The 16,506-nt window shown below is 68.4% G+C and carries 14 protein-coding genes; 10 read left to right on the top strand and 4 right to left on the bottom strand.

The window, feature by feature from the left end; genetic code table 11:
- Positions 1-3: 3 nt before the first annotated feature.
- The 10 genes from VEC57_12535 to VEC57_12580 are packed head-to-tail and all read left to right on the top strand — an operon-like array spanning position 4 to position 10,992.
- Positions 4-1,041 (top strand): hypothetical protein, encoded by a 1,038-nt coding sequence (locus tag VEC57_12535; protein HYB99950.1) that lies wholly within the window; start codon positions 4-6, stop codon positions 1,039-1,041.
- Positions 1,028-2,812 (top strand): nickel-dependent hydrogenase large subunit, encoded by a 1,785-nt coding sequence (locus tag VEC57_12540; GenBank protein HYB99951.1) that lies wholly within the window; start codon positions 1,028-1,030, stop codon positions 2,810-2,812. The genes VEC57_12535 and VEC57_12540 overlap by 14 nt, the downstream gene beginning before the upstream one ends.
- Complete coding sequence (locus VEC57_12545; protein HYB99952.1) at positions 2,809-3,828, top strand: DUF5947 family protein; 1,020 nt, start codon at positions 2,809-2,811, stop codon at positions 3,826-3,828. Before VEC57_12540 ends, VEC57_12545 begins: the two co-directional genes overlap by 4 nt.
- The gene (locus VEC57_12550; GenBank protein ID HYB99953.1) at positions 3,825-4,898 is read left to right on the top strand and encodes a hypothetical protein; all 1,074 of its coding nucleotides are present in this window, start codon (positions 3,825-3,827) and stop codon (positions 4,896-4,898) included. Before VEC57_12545 ends, VEC57_12550 begins: the two co-directional genes overlap by 4 nt.
- Positions 4,895-5,380, top strand: coding sequence for a hydrogenase maturation protease (locus tag VEC57_12555; GenBank protein HYB99954.1), 486 nt, complete (start codon positions 4,895-4,897; stop codon positions 5,378-5,380). The genes VEC57_12550 and VEC57_12555 overlap by 4 nt, the downstream gene beginning before the upstream one ends.
- Entirely contained in the window at positions 5,373-5,702 is a 330-nt protein-coding gene (locus VEC57_12560) for a hydrogenase maturation nickel metallochaperone HypA (protein ID HYB99955.1), read from the top strand. Before VEC57_12555 ends, VEC57_12560 begins: the two co-directional genes overlap by 8 nt.
- A complete protein-coding gene (hypB, locus tag VEC57_12565; GenBank protein HYB99956.1) occupies positions 5,702-6,559 on the top strand; it encodes a hydrogenase nickel incorporation protein HypB in 858 nt (285 codons plus the stop codon). The genes VEC57_12560 and hypB overlap by 1 nt, the downstream gene beginning before the upstream one ends.
- Positions 6,546-7,982: a histidine kinase dimerization/phosphoacceptor domain -containing protein gene (locus VEC57_12570; GenBank protein HYB99957.1), complete on the top strand. Its 1,437-nt coding sequence runs from the start codon at positions 6,546-6,548 to the stop codon at positions 7,980-7,982. The genes hypB and VEC57_12570 overlap by 14 nt, the downstream gene beginning before the upstream one ends.
- On the top strand, positions 7,979-10,642 hold the full coding sequence (locus VEC57_12575; GenBank protein ID HYB99958.1) for a GAF domain-containing protein: 2,664 nt from the start codon (positions 7,979-7,981) through the stop codon (positions 10,640-10,642). The genes VEC57_12570 and VEC57_12575 overlap by 4 nt, the downstream gene beginning before the upstream one ends.
- Positions 10,639-10,992: a response regulator gene (locus tag VEC57_12580; GenBank protein ID HYB99959.1), complete on the top strand. Its 354-nt coding sequence runs from the start codon at positions 10,639-10,641 to the stop codon at positions 10,990-10,992. The genes VEC57_12575 and VEC57_12580 overlap by 4 nt, the downstream gene beginning before the upstream one ends.
- 93 nt (positions 10,993-11,085) lie before the next feature.
- Here the strand turns inward: VEC57_12580 and VEC57_12585 are convergent, their stop codons facing one another.
- From VEC57_12585 to VEC57_12600, 4 genes are read right to left on the bottom strand one after another with little or no spacing between them, the layout of a single operon-like run.
- A complete protein-coding gene (locus VEC57_12585) occupies positions 11,086-12,048 on the bottom strand; it encodes a hypothetical protein (GenBank protein ID HYB99960.1) in 963 nt (320 codons plus the stop codon).
- Between the two features lies 1 nt (position 12,049).
- On the bottom strand, positions 12,050-12,769 hold the full coding sequence (locus VEC57_12590) for a hypothetical protein (protein HYB99961.1): 720 nt from the start codon (positions 12,767-12,769) through the stop codon (positions 12,050-12,052).
- The gene (locus VEC57_12595; GenBank protein HYB99962.1) at positions 12,766-13,914 is read right to left on the bottom strand and encodes an ELM1/GtrOC1 family putative glycosyltransferase; all 1,149 of its coding nucleotides are present in this window, start codon (positions 13,912-13,914) and stop codon (positions 12,766-12,768) included. The genes VEC57_12590 and VEC57_12595 overlap by 4 nt, the downstream gene beginning before the upstream one ends.
- A 25-nt stretch (positions 13,915-13,939) precedes the next feature.
- Positions 13,940-16,435, bottom strand: a complete 2,496-nt coding sequence (locus VEC57_12600; GenBank protein HYB99963.1) for an ELM1/GtrOC1 family putative glycosyltransferase — start codon at positions 16,433-16,435, stop codon at positions 13,940-13,942.
- Positions 16,436-16,506: the final 71 nt, after the last annotated feature.

Raw genomic sequence — 16,506 nt, forward strand, 5'->3', positions numbered from 1 at the left:
GAAGTGGCCGCAATCGAAGAGATCGAGATTCTGTGGATCACGGCCGGCCTGGGCTGCGATGGCGATACCATTGCGATGACGGGCGCCAGCAATCCGACGATCGAGGACGTCCTGCTCGGCAACATCCCGGGGCTGCCGAGGGTGCGCCTCTACAACCCGTTCCTCGCCTACGAGAACGGCGGCGAGTTCATGCAGCATTTCCACGATGTCGCCGACGGTGTTTCCACCACGCCGTTCATCCTGGTCGTGGAAGGATCGATCCCCAACGAGAACAACAAGGCGGCGGGCTACTGGGCGGCGTTCGGCCTGGATCCGAGCAGCGGCGAGCCGATCACCACGTGCACCTGGATCGACCGCCTGGCGTCGAAAGCCTGGGCCGTCGTGGCGGCGGGAACCTGCGCGACCTACGGCGGGATCCACGCGATGGACGGCAATCCCACCGGCTGCATGGGCCTGGCCGATTATCTCGGCAAGGACTTCCGATCCCAGGGCAGGATTCCCATCGTCAACGTACCGGGCTGCCCCGTGCAGCCGGACAACTTCATGGACACGCTGACCTACCTGCTGCGGCAGGCCGCCGGCTCGGCGCCCATGATTCCGCTCGATGAGGCGCTCCGGCCGCGGTGGCTGTTCGGCTTCACGGTGCACGAAGGCTGCGACCGCGGCAGCTTCTACGAGCAGGCCGACTTCGCACCCGACTACAACTCTCCGCGATGCCAGGTCAAGATCGGCTGCTGGGGTCCGGTCGTCCTTTGCAACGTGCCCAAGCGCGGCTGGATGGGCGGCATCGGCGGGTGCCCGAACGTCGGCGGCATCTGCATCGGCTGCACGATGCCCGGGTATCCCGACAAGTTCATGCCGCACATGGACGAGCCGCCGGGCGCCTACATGTCGACGGCGGCGATCGCGACGTACGGAACGATGGTGCGCGCGCTGCGCCGCTTCACCCAAGGCTCGATGGACATCGAGCCGGAGTGGCGCAAACCGGGCGATGCGGCCGCGGCCGGTCGAGGGGAGGGGACGGTCGATGAGCACGAGTGACGGCCGCAACCTCGTCGACATGTCGTGGGATCCGATCACGCGGATCGTCGGCAGCCTGGGCATCCATACGAAGATCGATTTCGCGAATCTGGAGGTGGCCGACTGCCGCGCGACGTCCTCGATCTTCCGCGGCTACAGCGTCTTCATGCGCGGCAAGGACCCGCGCGATGCGCACTTCATCACCAGCCGCATCTGCGGGATCTGCGGGGACAATCACGCCACGTGCGCGGTCTACGCGCAGAACATGGCATTCGGCGTCAAGACGCCGCCGCTCGGCGAGTGGATCATCAACCTTGCCGAAGCCGCCGAGTACATGTTCGATCACAACATCTTTCAGGACAACCTGGTCGGCGTCGACTTCTGCGAGCAGATGGTGCGGGAGACGAACCCGTCGGTGCTGGCGAGAGCCGAGAATACGCCGGCGCCGCACGCAGCCATCCACGGCCACCGCACCATTGCCGACATCATGCGCGCGTTGAACCCGTTTACGGGTTCCTTCTACCGCGAGGCGCTGGCGGTCAGCCGTCTTGCCCGCGAAATGTACTGTCTGATGGGCGGGCGGCACGCGCATCCATCGACGCTATATCCGGGCGGCGTCGGTACGGTGCCGAGTCCGCAGCTCTTCACGGAATACCTGACCCGGCTCATGCGTTACGTGGACTTCGTCAAGCGCGTCGTCCCGCTGCACGACGATCTCTTCGACTTCATCTACGAGGCCTTGCCCGGCTACGAGAAGGTCGGCGACCGCAGGGTCCTGCTCGGCTGCTGGGGCTCGTTCCAGAATCCGGATGCGTGCGACTTCCGCTACGAGACGATGACGGACTGGTCGCGCGAGATGTACGTCAGCCCCGGCATCGTCGTCGACGGCGAGCTCGTGACGACCGACATGGTCGAGATCAATCTCGGCATGCGCATCCTGCTCGGCAGCTCCTTCTACGACGATTGGCAGGACGGCGAGACCTTCGTGAAGTCGGATCCGCTCGGCAACCCCGTCGACCAGCGCCATCCGTGGAATCAGACGACGACGCCGCGCCCGCAGAAGCGCGACTTCGGCGGCAAGTACACGTGGGTGATGGCGCCGCGCTGGCACGACAAGCGCAACGGCACGAACCTGGCGATCGACACCGGCGGCGGCCCTCTGGCGCGGATGTGGACGACGGCCCTCTTCAACCGCGTCAACATCGGGTACATCGAAGCCACGGGCAGGAGCGTCAGGATCCGGCTCCCGAAGTCCGCGAACCATCCGGAAGTCGAGTACGAATGGAGCATTCCGCGCTGGAGCAACACGCTCGAGCGCAACCGTGCGCGCAGCTATTTCCAGGCGTACGCGGCAGCGTGCGCGCTCTACTTCGTGGATCGCGCTCTGGAAACGTTCAACGCCGGCGACACCAGCGTCTGGTCCGAATTCCAGGTTCCGGAGGAGGCGATCGCATGCGGCTTCCACGAAGCGGTGCGCGGTGCGCTGTCGCACCATCTCGTGATCCGCAACGGGAAGATCGCCAACTACCACCCGTATCCGCCGACCTGCTGGAACGCCAGCCCGCGCGACGTGCATGGAACGCCCGGGCCCTACGAGGATGCCATCGAGGGAAGCCCGATCTTCGAAGAGAACGGTCAGGAGAACTTCAAGGGCATCGACATCATGCGCACCGTGCGCAGCTTCGATCCCTGCCTTCCGTGCGGCGTGCACATGTATCTCGGTCCGGGAAAGGAGCTGCTCGTGCGCCATTCGCCGATGTTCGGTGTCCAGCCGCCGAAGGAGACGGAGTGACCATCGCACCCGAGCAGCTGACGGTCGCGATCGCGCGCGTGGAGTCCATCCGCGACGAGGAGGCGCGCGCCGCCGCGCGCGCCGCCGTTTCGGCCGTGCTCGCGCTGCACGGAGAAGGCCTGCGCCGCCTGTGCCTTCGGCTGCGCGAGGAGGCCGCCGGCGGCCGGGTGCTCGGCGACGCCGCGCGCGACGAGGTCGTCGCCAGCGTGCTGGCCGTGCACGGCCTTCATCCGCTGTCGGTGCGGGAGCGGGTGGAGCAGGCCGTCAACGTTCTCAGCGCCGGGCGCGCGTGCGGCAGCATCGAGATCGTCTCGCTCGACGATGCGGCCGCGCGGCTGCGCGTTCGAGGCGGCCACAGCCTGCGGCAGGCCGTCGCGGACGCGGTCGGACAGGCCGCCCCCGAGCTCGAGCTGGTCGAGGTGGTCGAGGAGGAGCCGGCGCCGTGCGCGGCCCGGACGCCCGCGGCCTTGCGTCATGACCGCTGCCATCTGTGCAGCCAGCCGCTCGGCGACGAGCACGAGCATCTGATCGACAGCCGCGACCGCCGGCTCGAGTGCACGTGCACGGCCTGCGCGCTGCTGTTCGACGCGCCCGGCGCCAAGGTGCGCCGCGTGCGTCGCCGGACGCTGGCGCTGGAGGGCTTCTGCATGAGCGACGCGCAATGGGCAGCGCTCGAGGTCCCGGTGGGACTGGTGTTCTTCACCTATTCGTCCGCGATGGACCAGGTGGTGGCGTCGTATCCCGGGCCTGCCGGGCCCATCGAATCGCTGGTGCCGAAGAGGGCGTGGAACGACGTCGTACGCAGCAATCCCGTGCTCGCAGGCCTGCAGCCCGACTGCGAGGCGCTGCTGGCCCAGCGTCTGCGCCACGAACCGAGCTACCACATCCTGTCGATCGACGAGTGCTACCGGCTGTCGGCGCTGGTGCGGACCCGCTGGCAGGGCATCACGGGCGGGGACGGGCCGATCCGGGCCGTCGAGGAGTTTTTCGGCCGGGTTGCGGAGGCTGCTGCATGAGCCACGACACGCGCCAGCTCGCCGACGCGGTCCTGCACGAGGGCTATCTGCTGTATCCGTATCGCGCCTCGTCGCTCAAGAACATGCGCCGCTTTCCCTTCGGTACGCTCTATCCGGAGCCGTTCTGCCGCGTGCGCGGCGAGGGCGACGCGTCGTCGGCGCGGGTGCAATGCGTGATCGAGGGAGCACCGGAGGCCGGCGTCACCGTTCAGGCACGGTTCCTACACCTCCAGACCGGCGACGCGGCGGTGCGAGAGGTCTCGACCGCCCCGGCTGCCTTGTCGGCGCTGGCAAGCTGTGAGGCCGTGACCGCCTTCACGTTCGGACCGCTCACCGGAGAGGTGGCCGTCGCCGCTGCCGACGGCGGCGGGGGCAGGTGGACGCTGTCCGTGGACCTGCGCAACACCAGCGGGATCGACGAGGCGCAATCGGTAACGCGCGACGAGGCGCTGTCGCGCGCGCTGTGCTCGGCGCTCCTGCTGCTGCACAGCGCCGACGGCCGATTCGTCTCGGCCATCGATCCGCCGCCGGACGCGCGCGCGCTCGTGGAGGCTTGTCGCAGCTCCGGCCTGTGGCCGGTGCTGGTGGGCGCGCCCGGATCGCGCCACACCGTCCTGGCAGCGCCCATCATTCTCTACGACTATCCCGAGCTGGCTCCGGAAAGCACCGGCGACTTCTTCGATGCCACCGAGATCGACGAATTGCTGACGCTGCGCATCCTGACGCTGACGGACGAGGAGAAGGCAGCAATGGCTGAGTGCGACCCTCGCGGTCGCGAGCTGCTCGCGCGCACCGAGGCCGCGGGCCTGGCGCGGCTGGGAGAGCTGCACGGGCGCCTGCGTTCCGGCTCGCCCCTTCGGCCGGGCATGAGCGTGCGGCTGTGCCCGAGGGCAGGCGGCGACGTCTTCGATCTGGCGCTGGCAGGAAAACGCGCGACGATCCAGGCGCTCGAACGCGATTTCGAGGGGCGCACCTACGTCGCGGTGACGGTGGACGAGGACCCCGGCAAGGACATGGGCGTGCATGGTCATCGCTTCTTCTTCACGCCGGAGGAGGTCGAGCCGCTATGACGCAGGGGGCGACCCTGGTTGCCGGCATCGGCAACATCTTCCTCGGAGACGACGGTTTCGGCGTCGAGGTCGTACGGCGGCTGGCCGAGCGTCCGGCCAGGCAGGACGTGCGCGTGGTCGATTTCGGAATCCGCGGTCTCGATCTGGCCTACGCGCTGCTCGACTATCCGCGCGTCATCCTCGTCGACGCGACGATGCGCGGAGGAGCGCCGGGCACGCTTTATGTGCTCGAGCCCGATGCGGCCTGCAGCGACGCCGGCGCGGGCGCCGGGCTGACGGCGCACGGGATCGTCCCGGAACAGGCGCTGGCGCTGGCGCGATCCATCGGCGCTCAGCCTGGGTACGTGCGGGTGGTCGGATGTGAACCGGCGCAGATTCCCGACGCCGACGACATCGCTGTCGGGCTGAGCGCGCCGGTGGCGGCGGCCGTCGACGAGGCCGTACGATTGATCGAGACGATGTTGCAGGCCGGCGATGCATGAGCTGGGCATCACGCAGGAGATCGTCGCGATTGCGGCCGAAGTGGCCGGAGGCGCGCCCATCCGGCGCATCGTCGTCGAGGTCGGTCGTCTCACCGCGGTGCTTCCCGACGCCGTGCGTTTCTGCTTTGAGGCGTGCAGCGAGGGCACGCCGGCGGCCGGGGCCGCGCTGGACATCATCGAGATTCCGGCACGTGCGCGCTGCCGGGCGTGCGGCTGCGAGTGCGTGCTGGATCAGCCGTTCGGATTCTGCTCGTGCGGCCGGACCGAGTTCGAATGGCTCAGCGGAGAGGAGCTTCGCGTGAGCCTGGTGGAGGTGCAGTGATGTGCGCAACCTGCGGCTGCGTCGCCGACGATGCCCCTATCGACGCTTCGGCGCTCGGCGATCACTCCCACGATCACTCCCACGATCACCGGCACGACCACTCGCACGGTCACCTGCACGACCACCCGCACGACCACCCGCACGACCACCCGCACGACCACTCGCACGATCACCCGCACGACCACTCGCACGATGGTCAGACGCTGCGCGAGCTGACGCTGCAGACGGCGATCCTGGCCAAGAACGACCGCATCGCCGAGCGCGTCCGCCGTCACTTTCGCCAGCAGAACGTGCTAGCGCTGAATCTGGTAAGCTCTCCGGGCGCGGGCAAGACCACGCTGCTCGAGCGGATGATCGGCGACCTGCGCAACGAGCGCACCATCCTGGTCGTGGAAGGCGACCAGGCAACCTCCGCCGACGCCGATCGCATCGAAAGAGCGGGCGCAAGGGCGGTCCAGATCAACACGGGAACCGGTTGCCACCTCGATGCGGCAATGGTGGAGGGCGCGGTGCGTGCGCTCGAGCCGACGCAGGATGCCCTCGTCCTGATCGAGAACGTGGGGAACCTGGTCTGTCCGGCGCTGTTCGACCTGGGCGAGCATGCCAAGGTCGTCGTGGCCTCGGTGACCGAAGGCGAGGACAAGCCGCTCAAGTATCCGCACATGTTCCGCGCCAGCAGCCTCGTGCTTCTGAACAAGATCGATCTGCTGCCGCATCTTTCCTTCGACGTCGCACGATTCGTGGCGAACGCGAAGCTGGTTCATCCCCATCTCGAGGTTCTTGCGGTCTCCGCGCTCACCGGTGCAGGTCTGGAGGCGTGGTATGCATGGCTGAGGTCGCGCGATGCCGGTGCGTGACCCCGTGGCGCAGCCGACGCCGGACCTGGCGCTGGCGATGCTGCAGCAGCTGGCGGACGTGTTTCTGCGTGGAGGCGTGAAACTTCCTGCGGAATCCGCGGCCACCCAGGACACCAGCGACAATCTGCAACCGGCCATGCTCGTCGTCACCGCCGACGGTGCCATCGTCGGCGTCAATCCGGAGGCCGAGCGGCTGCTCGGCGTCTCATCAGCGGACGCGGTCGGCCGCCCGGCGCAGTCGCTGCTGGGAAAGGTGCCGGCCGCCGGCGAACGGCTCGAGGCGCGCGTGGCCCGTGCCGGCGGCGGTTACCGGTCGCTGTGGGTCAGCCGGTCCGACATTCCCATGAACGGCGCCATGCACGCCATCCTCGTGCTGCACGAGCAGGATCTGATGGCGGGGCGGCGTACCGAGCTGCGCTATCGCCACCTCGTCGAGCAGATTCCGGCGGTCGTGTTCACCGCCGGCTTGGATGGCGGGCTGTACGACATCTACGTCAGCCCACAGATCGAAACGCTGCTCGGGTACTCGCAGGCGGAATGGGTGGCGAACCCGGTCTTGTGGTACGACCGGCTGCACTACGACGATCGCAGGAAGCTGGACGCCGAGTTCGCCCGAGGCTGCATCACCGGCGGACCGTTCCGCTCCGACTGCCGTTTCCTCACCCGTGACGACAAAGTGGTCTGGGTGCACGGCGAGGCGCGCCTGATCAAGGACGCGCGCGGCGTTCCCGTCCTGCTGCAGGGAGTGGCGTTCGACATCAGCGAGACCAAGCGCGCGGAGGAGATCGCCCGCGCCTCTCTGCGTGAGAAGGAAACCCTGCTCAAGGAGATCCATCACCGCGTCAAGAACAACCTGCAGGTGACCTCGAGCCTGCTCAAGCTGCAGTCCGAGCGCGTCCTCGATGAATCGGCCAGGACCGCGCTGCGCGAGGGGCAGGGCCGCATCCGATCGATGGCGCTGGTTCACGAGCTTCTGTACCAGTCCAAGGACCTGTCCAGCGTCGACCTCGGCGACTATATCCGCGACCTGACGCGCCAGCTGCTGCGCTCGCACGCCCGCGACTCGGTGAACGTGCGCGTGGAGAACCGCGTCATCCCCGTTCCGCTTCCCATCGACGTGGCGGTTCCCTGCGGGCTCATCCTGAACGAGCTCGTTTCCAACGCGCTCAAACACGCGTTCCCCGACGACCGTCCCGGAACGATCTGGGTCGGCCTCGAACCGGGCGCCGACTTCGACGACCTGGTGGTGCGCGATGACGGCGTCGGCATTCCTCCCGGCGTCGACCTTGCGTCGGGCGCAACTCTCGGTATACGGCTTATCCGCACGCTGGCGGATCAGATCGACGGGAGGCTGTCGGTGCGCACGAACGGCGGGACCGAGGTCCGGCTCAGCATTCCACGGCGGCTGCGGGCTCCGGCATGAGCGGCGAGGCCAAACCGTCCATTCTCGTCGTCGAGGACGAGAACGTGGTGGCGATGGACCTGGTCTCCAGCCTCCAGAAGCTCGGCTATCCCATCGCCGGCGTGGCCGCGTCCGGCGAGGAGGCGATCGACATTGCCGAACGGGTCCGTCCCGGGCTCGTGCTCATGGACGTCAACCTGCGCGGCGTCATGGACGGCATCCAGGCCGCTCAGCAGATCCAGGACCGATTCTTCATTCCCGTCGTCTACCTGACGGCCTACTCCGACGAGACGACGCTGGAGCGCGCCCGCGTCACCCATCCCTTCGGATACGTGCTCAAGCCGTTCGAGGACCGCGAGATCGAGATCGCGATCCACATCGCGGTTTTTCGGCACAGGTTGGAGCGGGCGCTTCGCGACAGCCAGCGGCGTCTGGACGCCATCCTCAGCAGCATCGGCGAGGCCGTCGTGGCCACCGATACGCAACGGTGCGTCACGTTCCTGAACCGCGCGGCCGAGTCGCTGCTCGGTTGGAAGTCGGAACGCGCCACCGGCCGCCGCCTCGCCGACGTTCTTCGGCTGTTGCCGCAGCCCGACGGCACGCTGCGCCTTGCGCGCGGCAATTCGGAGTCGTGTCCGGTCGAGCTGGTCGAGTCGCCGGTCACCGACAGCAACGCGGCACTGACCGGATACGTCACCGTCGTGCGCGACATCTCCGAGCGCATGCGGGCACAGGACGCTCACGACCGGGAGCTGGTCGAGCGCGCCGCTCGGGCGGCCGCCGAAAAGGAGCACGAGCGGGCGCGGCTGAAGAGCGAGATCACCGGGGCGCTCAGCGACATCACCGATTCGACCGATCAGATGGCCGCGCTTCACAAGGTCGCGGAGCGAATCGCCGGCGCCATCGGGACGTGGTGCGACATCGTCCTCTCCGACGGCGGCCACGCCAGCCGCGTCGTCGCTCACGCCGATCCTGCGCGCGAGGAATGGACGCGGCAGTACGCCGCATGCTGGCGACCCGATCCGCCGGCGGAGAAAGGTACTCACGCCGTCATCCGCAGCGGGCGTGCGCAGTTGCTCCAGTTCGTGACGGACGATGCGCTCGCGGCGATGGCGCACGATGCCGAGCATCTGGCGCTCCTTCGCGCTTCAGGCGTTCGTTCGCTCATCTGCGTTCCGCTTTGCGCTCGCCAGCGCATTCTCGGGGCCCTTTCGGTGGCCGCCTGTGAGGAGACGCGCGAATTCCAGCCCTCCGACCTCGCGTTCGTCCAGCAGATCGCCGATCGCATCGGCCTGGCACTCGACAATGCGCGCCTGTACCGGGAGGCGCAGGAAGCCAAGCTGGCGGCGGAGCGGCGATGGGAGGGCGAGCAGAAGGCGCGCGCGGAGGCCGAGGCGCTGTACCGCGTCGCCGAGGCGCTCTCCGGCGCACGACTGGACCTCGAGACCATCGTCCAGAGGGTAACGGATGAGGCCACCGCGCTGGTCGGCGCCCGTTACGGAGCGTTCTTCTACAATGTCGTCGGCGAAAACGGCGAGAGCTACAAGCTTTATGCGCTCTCGGGCGCATCGCGAGAGCAGTTCGAGCAGTTCGGGCTCCCACGCAACACGCCGATTTTCGGTCCGACCTTCGCCGGCCTGGACGCCGTGCGCTGCGACGACGTCCACAAGGACCCGCGCTACGGCCAGATGGCGCCGCACTACGGGATGCCCGAGGGGCACCTCCCGGTCGTCAGCTATCTGGCGGTCCCTGTGGTGTCGCGGAGCGGTCCGGTGATCGGAGGACTCTTCTTCGGCCATCCGCAAAGCGGTCAGTTCACCGAGCAGCACGAACGGATGGCCCGGGCGCTGGCCGTGCATGCGGCAGTCGCCATCGACAACGCCCGTCACTTCCAGGAAGCGCGTCAAGCCGAGGAGCGGCAGGCGCGGCTGGTCGCGGAGCTGGAGCGGGCGGTGCGGTTCAGCGAGATGTTCGTCGGCATCCTCGGCCACGACCTGCGCAACCCGCTGTCGGGCATCACGACATCCGCGAGCCTCATCGCGAGCCTGACGGAGTCGGAGCAGATCGTGAAGCCGGTCGACCGCATCCTGCGAAGCGCGGGACGCATGAGCCGCATGATCGACCAGATTCTCGATTTCACGAGCGCGCGTCTGGGCCGCGGAATCCCGCTGCGACGGAAGAGCGTCGATCTCGCCGAGCTCTGCCGGGCCGTGCTGGACGAGCTCAAGAGCCGATTCGAAGGCGGCGCGGATGTGCAGTTCGAGGTGCGAGGGAACACCGAGGGGCTTTGGGACGAAGACCGCCTCGCCCAGCTCATGTCGAACCTGACGGGTAACGCGCTCCAGTACCGGGCCGAAGGGACGCCCATCGTGGTGACCGTCGACGGCACCAGAGACGACGTGGTCACGCTCAGCGTTCGCAACGACGGCAGCATTCCGCCCGAGGTGCTTCCGGCCATCTTCGAGCCGCTGCGCGGAGGGCAGCACCGCAAGCGCGAGGGCGCCAGCGGGCTCGGGCTCGGCCTCTATATTTCCCAGCAGATCGCGCTCGCCCACGGCAGCGCCCTCCGCATCGATTCCGCATGCGGGCAAACCGCTTTCGCAGTAGACCTGCCGCGAGTTCCGCCCGCGCAGCCCGAACAGGTCTTCGGTTCCGCCGGTGGTGAGGACATATCGCTTTGAGCCGCAAAACGATTCTCATCGTCGAGGATGAGGCAGATATCCGGGAGTCGCTGCGCGAGGCGTTCGAGAACCGAGGCTACTCGGTGCGCTGCGCGTCCAATGGCATGGAGGCGCTCGAGCTCCTCCTGCGGCATCCGCCGCCGAGTGCGGTGGTGCTGGACCTGATCATGCCGGTCATGAGCGGGTCCGAGCTCTATGCCGCGATGCAGGCCGATCCGGTACTCTCGAACATTCCCGTCATCGTCTCCACCTCCGACCCCTCGCGCGCGCCGCAGAACGCGGTCGTCCTCAAGAAACCCATCGATCTGCGCGTCATGCTCATGATGGTCGATGCGGTCTCGGTGTCCTGACGGCCCGAGACGAGCGCAAAACCGGTTACGGTACGCGCAGGCAGCGCTTCGGGCGCTGCGGTGGAACGTGGATCTTCGGCGTTCGATCGCGCGTCAGCTGCTGCGCCAGCTGCGCCAGAGCGGCGCGATCGCCTGCAGCGGTCCGAGCAGGCTCTGCTGGGCGGCGCGCAGCTCGGCCTCGAGGCGATCGCAATGCCGCAGCACCGGCGCCAGGTCGCGCACCGCACCCGCGATGCGGCGCCAATCCTTCCAGAGCTCGGCATCGTCGAAGGCGACCTGATCCGTGCAGAGGCGGAACAGCCAGCGGTACGCATCCCGCGCCAGCGGATGGATCTTCGAGTCGCGGTCCAGCTCCTCGATCGAAAAGCGGCTATGGCGGATGCCCGGCACGAGGAACTCGTCGCGATAGACGGCGATGCCGCGCTGAACGCGGTCGCCCAGCGGCTGCCCCAGCCCGCGCGCCAGGCGTTCGAGCTCGGCGGTGGGGTCGGCCATCACGTTGTCATAGTCGACGACGACGGTGACGTGCCCTCGCGCCAGCTCGAAGTAGGGCACGACGTTGACGAGCCATTCCAGGTCGCTCTTCTCCTGCGTGCCGCGATGCGGGTCCAGACGCAGTCGTGAGCGCGCCACGCTGAGCGGATTGCGCAGTGCAACGACATAACGGTCTTCGAGGCCGAGCCGTCGATAGACGTCCTGCCAGAACGGCAGCATCCGCAGCGTGCGGCCGTACTTGTATCCCCACAGCGGCCTGTCGCCGAAGCGGCGGCGGATGAGCTCGACGGCCTCGTCGGCGAGCGCCCGCACCTGCGGCTGCCGCCACTCTTCGTCCTCGATGAGGCGAACGCTGTCGCCGCGAATGCCGAGCGCGCGCTTGAGCCGCTTGTTGAGCGCGAGCAGATCGTTGTCTTCGAAGAAGCCGGTGGGATTCTTGCCGCTTCCGGGACGCAGGTTGTCGCCGAGATCGACGCCTACGGCCTCCAGAGCGCGCGTGATGGCGCTGGTGCCGCTGCGGCCCGCACCGAGGATCGTCACCATCACCCAGGGCGGTGCCACGTCAGTAGCCTGCCTCCTGATGCAGGAGGCGCTGGCGGACCAGGAACGGGATCGACCGGATCATGTCGTTGACGACGACGATGAAGACGCGCCGGAGCCTGCCTTCGGGGCTGCGGATCTCGCGCACGCCGTGCCACGAGTTTCCGCGGCGTGCGAACAGGAGGCTGCGGTTGCCCATGGCCTTGCCCGTCCACGAGCGCGGGAAATCCTCCCACTTCGGCGCCGACTTGGTCGGAAAGCGCCCTTCGTCGTCGAGGATGACGGTCTCGCCGCCCCAGGACGCATCCCAGTCGCTCTCGGTGTTGAAGTAGAAGATGTGCGAGCCGAGCTTGCGCGGGCTGTCGCAGTGGGGAGAGACCGAGGCGCTGGCGGGCGTGTAGTGCCAGTGGAAGTTCAGCCAAAGCCGCCCGCGGCCGAACATCGCTCGAAGAAAGCGGCCGTATCGGTCGCCTCGCAGCTCCTCGATGAATTCCCTCCACTCCGGCGACACCGCAGCCTTGTCGGTGTACTCGAGCACGTAGCGGTCGTGCGGCTGCTGGCCGTGCTTGCGACGCACGCCGAAGAAAGGCTGCATGTCCTCCTTGCGCGGCAGCGTCGCCAGCAGGCGCTGGTAGCCCTGCTCGGTCAGCGCGCCCTCGGGGTTGATCCAGGGATAGGGCGAGGTTTTGCGGAAGGCCTCGACGTCGATGGACTCGAGCAGATCGAAATTCAGATACGTCACGACGGAAGCAGCGCCCCTGTTCCAGCGGCCGTGGACGGGGCGGACGAGGAAGTCTGGACCGTCCCTGCAGGGAAGTCGAGCAGCCGCGAAATGCTCTGCACCGCGCGCTCGATGTCGTCGAGCGGCTGACGCCGCGGCGGCGGCGCATCGCCGAGGCGGTAGGCCAGGCCGCGCCGCTTCATCTCGCGGTGATAGGCGTCGAAGTCGCGCGGCGGCTTGAGCGCGCCCCAATAGATGAGCTCGTCGTAGATCGCGCTGCCGACCCAGCGCTGCAGGCCGCGCGGGCCTGCGCCGCCGCGCCGCGGCCATTCGAACACCGCAACCGGACGTCCGGTTCCCGCCGCTTCCACCAGCAGCGAGGCGCTGTCGACGGTGACGATGAAGTCGTCGGCCAGCGCGAGGAACCCGTGGTACGGGTTGTTGTCGGCGTCGTCGGGCTTCCAGAGGTAGACGAACGAGGGCGCATCGATGGCCTGTGCAAGCGCGGCGGCTGCATCGGGCGGCGTGCGTGGGCTCGTGGTCACCAGCAGCGAGCCGGCGCTGGCCCTCGCTCTGGCGCTGGCCGCGCGCCCGAGCTCGGCGGCGCGCGCGGTGTCGAGCTCGTACGAAGAGCTGCTGCCGCCCACCAGGAGCGCAGTCCAGGGACGCGCGAGGCGCTGCAGGCGAGGGCGCCACTTCTCGGCCGCCGCATCGATCCTTGCCCGGTCGATGCGATTGAGCGCGCCGGCAAGGTGCACGACGTTGTCGCGGTGGGGCAGGCGGTACTGCGGCAGAGTCAGCACGAGATCGAACCAGTGCAGCGGCGCCTGCGCGTGCAGCAGGTGAACGAGCTGGGTCCGCCCGCCCGACTGCTTCTTGATCCACAGCGCAACCGGAGCGGCGCGGCGTGAGGCTGCAATGACGACGTCCGGCCACGGCGGCACGAGCGGCGAGGATCCGTCCTTGTCCAGCGTGATGTCACTTGCGCCCAGCAGCAGCGTCGGCAGCGCGTTGAGCTTGTTGTGCCGCAGCTGCTTGAGCTCGTAGGGCCAGCCGAGCGCGTCGGCCAGCGTCCGCATCTGGTTGTTTCCGCCGGTGCCCTTGCCCAGCAGCACCCAGACCCTTGGCGGCTGGCGGTTCAACGCCGGACCGGACGTGGCAAGCATGCGCAAGGTCGCACCGCGCGAAGGCTCAGCCCGCCGCGAGCGATGCTCGCGAGCCTTCCCGGCGCGGCTCGGGCTGCGGCACCTCGCTGCAGCCGAGCAGCGCACGCACGCGGTCGGCCACCGCCTGCGTCTCCATCAGGCGCGCGGGCGCAGCAAGATCCAGCGGCAGCGCCAGCATCCTGGCGTAGCCGCCGTCGACGAGCGCGCGGTGGAACGCCTCCAGGTCGCGCGTGGGATGGATGAGACCGCGCTCGATCAGACGCGCGCAGAAATACTCGAGGCCCTGCTGCGGCCGGATCGTGCCTTTGCTCTTGCGCGGCCGCGAGAACGCCTGCGCCGTGATCCAGTCGACGAACGCGAGCCAGGGCCCCCGCTTCTTCTTCGGCACCGGATACAGGAATACCGGCTTTCCGCTGGCGCACGCCTCGGCGATCATCGACTCGCTCTCGCCCGTGACGATGAGCGCGTCGGCGCCGGCAAGGTAGGCAAGGTAGGGGTTGTCCTTGCGCTCGGCCGACCAGCGATGAACCTGCCCGACGCCGGCCACGGCCGCTTCGATTGCCGCCACCGCCGCATCGCCGGTACGGCGGCTGGTGACGACGAAGACGCTTCCGCCGCAGGCGCGCGCGGCGTCGGCCGCGTCGCGCCCGAGCGCGCGCGCGGTTTCGACGTCGAGCGTGTACTGCGCGCAGCTTCCGCCGACGAGCACCACGATGCGCGGATGCGGTGCCCAGCCGAACAGGTCGGGAAAACGCGCCGCCGCATCGGCGAGGCGGCGCGGTGTGACCTGATTGATCGGCGCGACGATCTGGATGCGGCGCTCGTGCGGCGGGTAGCGCACGTGCGAGCACGTCACGACCAGGTCGAAGTTGGTGGCGACGTCGCCGCCCTTGCGTCCCATCTGCACGGTGCGGACGCGCCCGTCGCTCTGCGCGGCGATCCAGCGTGCGATGGGCCCGGTGGTCCAGCCGGTGGAGACGACCAGGTCGGGCCAGGGCGGCTGCAGCAGCTTGCGGCGACGCCCGCCGGGATCGATCGTCGTCGGCGCGAGCAGCCGGTCCGTGATCTTGGTGTAGAGCGGGTAGCCGAGGTCGAGCACTTCGACCGGCCAGCCCAGCTCCTCGGTCAACCCTATGGACTGCGTGGTGTGCCCCGGCTTGGGATCGGACAGGATCCACACGCGCGGCGGCGTCGGCTCGATGCGCCGCCCGCCTTCGCGCCAGGCCACCTGCCGCGGCGCCGTCTGCACACCCAGGCGCCAGTGCAGGTCGGGCCGCTTGCGCGCCGCGGCTTCGAGCTGGCTGCGCCACCAGGCAAACCCGCGCGGCGCGATCAGGCGCGCGCGGTCGTGAGGGAAGTGCACCTTTCGCGCAGTGTCCTCGACGACGATGTAGAGGAGCCGCCGCGCGCGCCGCGCCAGTTCGTCGAGAACCCAGGGGACGTCCTCGTCATGGAGGAGGTCGAGCCCGCTCGTGCAGACGACGGCATCGAACGGGCCGGCCGGTGCAACGATGCCGGTGGCGTCGGTGGCGGTCGGATCGAACGCGACGGTGCTGGCGCCCGGAAAGATGCCGAGGCGCGACTGCATGCCGGTATCGCGCGGATGCGCGAGCGAGAAGTCGAGCACCTTCTGCGTGCCCGTGCGCGCGAGCAGGTCCGTGAGTCCCGTCAGCTCCACCGGCGCCGACTCGAGATCGGGCTGCTCGAGCGCGCGCGCCTGGCGCAGCATGTCGATCAGGCGCCTGTAGAGCAGGCTCGGACGATGGAAGTCGAAGACGCTGTAGCCGGCAGCGTCGGCCTCACGCTCCAGGCCCATCCACAGATCGGTGACGGGGCTGGGCATGTAGACGTAGAGCTCCGGGCACGGATGCCAGGGCTGCTCGTGGATCGTGGTGAAGTGCAGAACCTTGGAGTAGCCGGGAACGTAGTCGAAATCGCGTGCATGCCAGGCCGGATCGAGCTTGCCCCACTCGTGCCGCGACTTCTTCTCGATCTGCTTGCGGTGCGTGCTCTGGCACAGCTCCAGCGGCCACAGCTCGCCCATCTTCTCGCAGTCGATGAGCATCACCGCCGTGTCGTTCTCGGTCAGCGCCAGAAAACCCTTGCCGCCCATGTCGGAGTCGAACAGCTCGGCGGGATCGGAAAGATAGACCTGGTCGACGTCGTTGTAGATGGCACGCCCGCGCTTGCCCGCCCAGTGGGCGATGGCGAAGCGGTAGTTGGTGAAGCCGGTCAGCCACCAGCGACGGTCGAAGCCGGCGACGTCCTTCATCAGATGGATTTCGTAGACCCGCGACGGATCGCGCACCTTCTCGATGGAGTAGAGGAAGATGCGCTCGGCGCGGTATTGCCCCGGCTCGGTGCCGAGGAAGATGCGAACGGGCGGCCTGGCGCTGGGCGCGACGCCGGCGGCAACCGGCAGAGTCACGACCTCCGGAACCTGCCGCGCACCCGCTTCAGGAAGCCTGGCCGGATCGGGAAACAGGCGCGAGATCAGTCGCTGCGTGGTCAGGAAGGGCATCGTGGCACCGCGATCAGTCGTCGCGAGACGGCATGCGCACGCGGCGCGGCGCCGGCATCACCAGATGCGTG

The organism is Candidatus Limnocylindrales bacterium, from assembly GCA_035626395.1.
Lineage (GTDB): Bacteria > Desulfobacterota > Binatia > UBA1149 > CAITLU01 > DASPNH01.

Excerpts from the sequence above, each read along its gene's own strand:
- VEC57_12595 (HYB99962.1), bottom strand. The coding sequence starts at position 13,914 with ATGCTTGCCACGTCCGGTCCGGCGTTGAACCGCCAGCCGCCAAGGGTC.
- VEC57_12560 (HYB99955.1), top strand. The coding sequence starts at position 5,373 with ATGCATGAGCTGGGCATCACGCAGGAGATCGTCGCGATTGCGGCCGAA.
- VEC57_12550 (HYB99953.1), top strand. The coding sequence starts at position 3,825 with ATGAGCCACGACACGCGCCAGCTCGCCGACGCGGTCCTGCACGAGGGC.
- VEC57_12575 (HYB99958.1), top strand. The coding sequence starts at position 7,979 with ATGAGCGGCGAGGCCAAACCGTCCATTCTCGTCGTCGAGGACGAGAAC.
- VEC57_12555 (HYB99954.1), top strand. The coding sequence starts at position 4,895 with ATGACGCAGGGGGCGACCCTGGTTGCCGGCATCGGCAACATCTTCCTC.
- VEC57_12540 (HYB99951.1), top strand. The coding sequence starts at position 1,028 with ATGAGCACGAGTGACGGCCGCAACCTCGTCGACATGTCGTGGGATCCG.
- VEC57_12600 (HYB99963.1), bottom strand. The coding sequence starts at position 16,435 with ATGCCCTTCCTGACCACGCAGCGACTGATCTCGCGCCTGTTTCCCGAT.
- VEC57_12570 (HYB99957.1), top strand. The coding sequence starts at position 6,546 with ATGCCGGTGCGTGACCCCGTGGCGCAGCCGACGCCGGACCTGGCGCTG.
- hypB (HYB99956.1), top strand. The coding sequence starts at position 5,702 with ATGTGCGCAACCTGCGGCTGCGTCGCCGACGATGCCCCTATCGACGCT.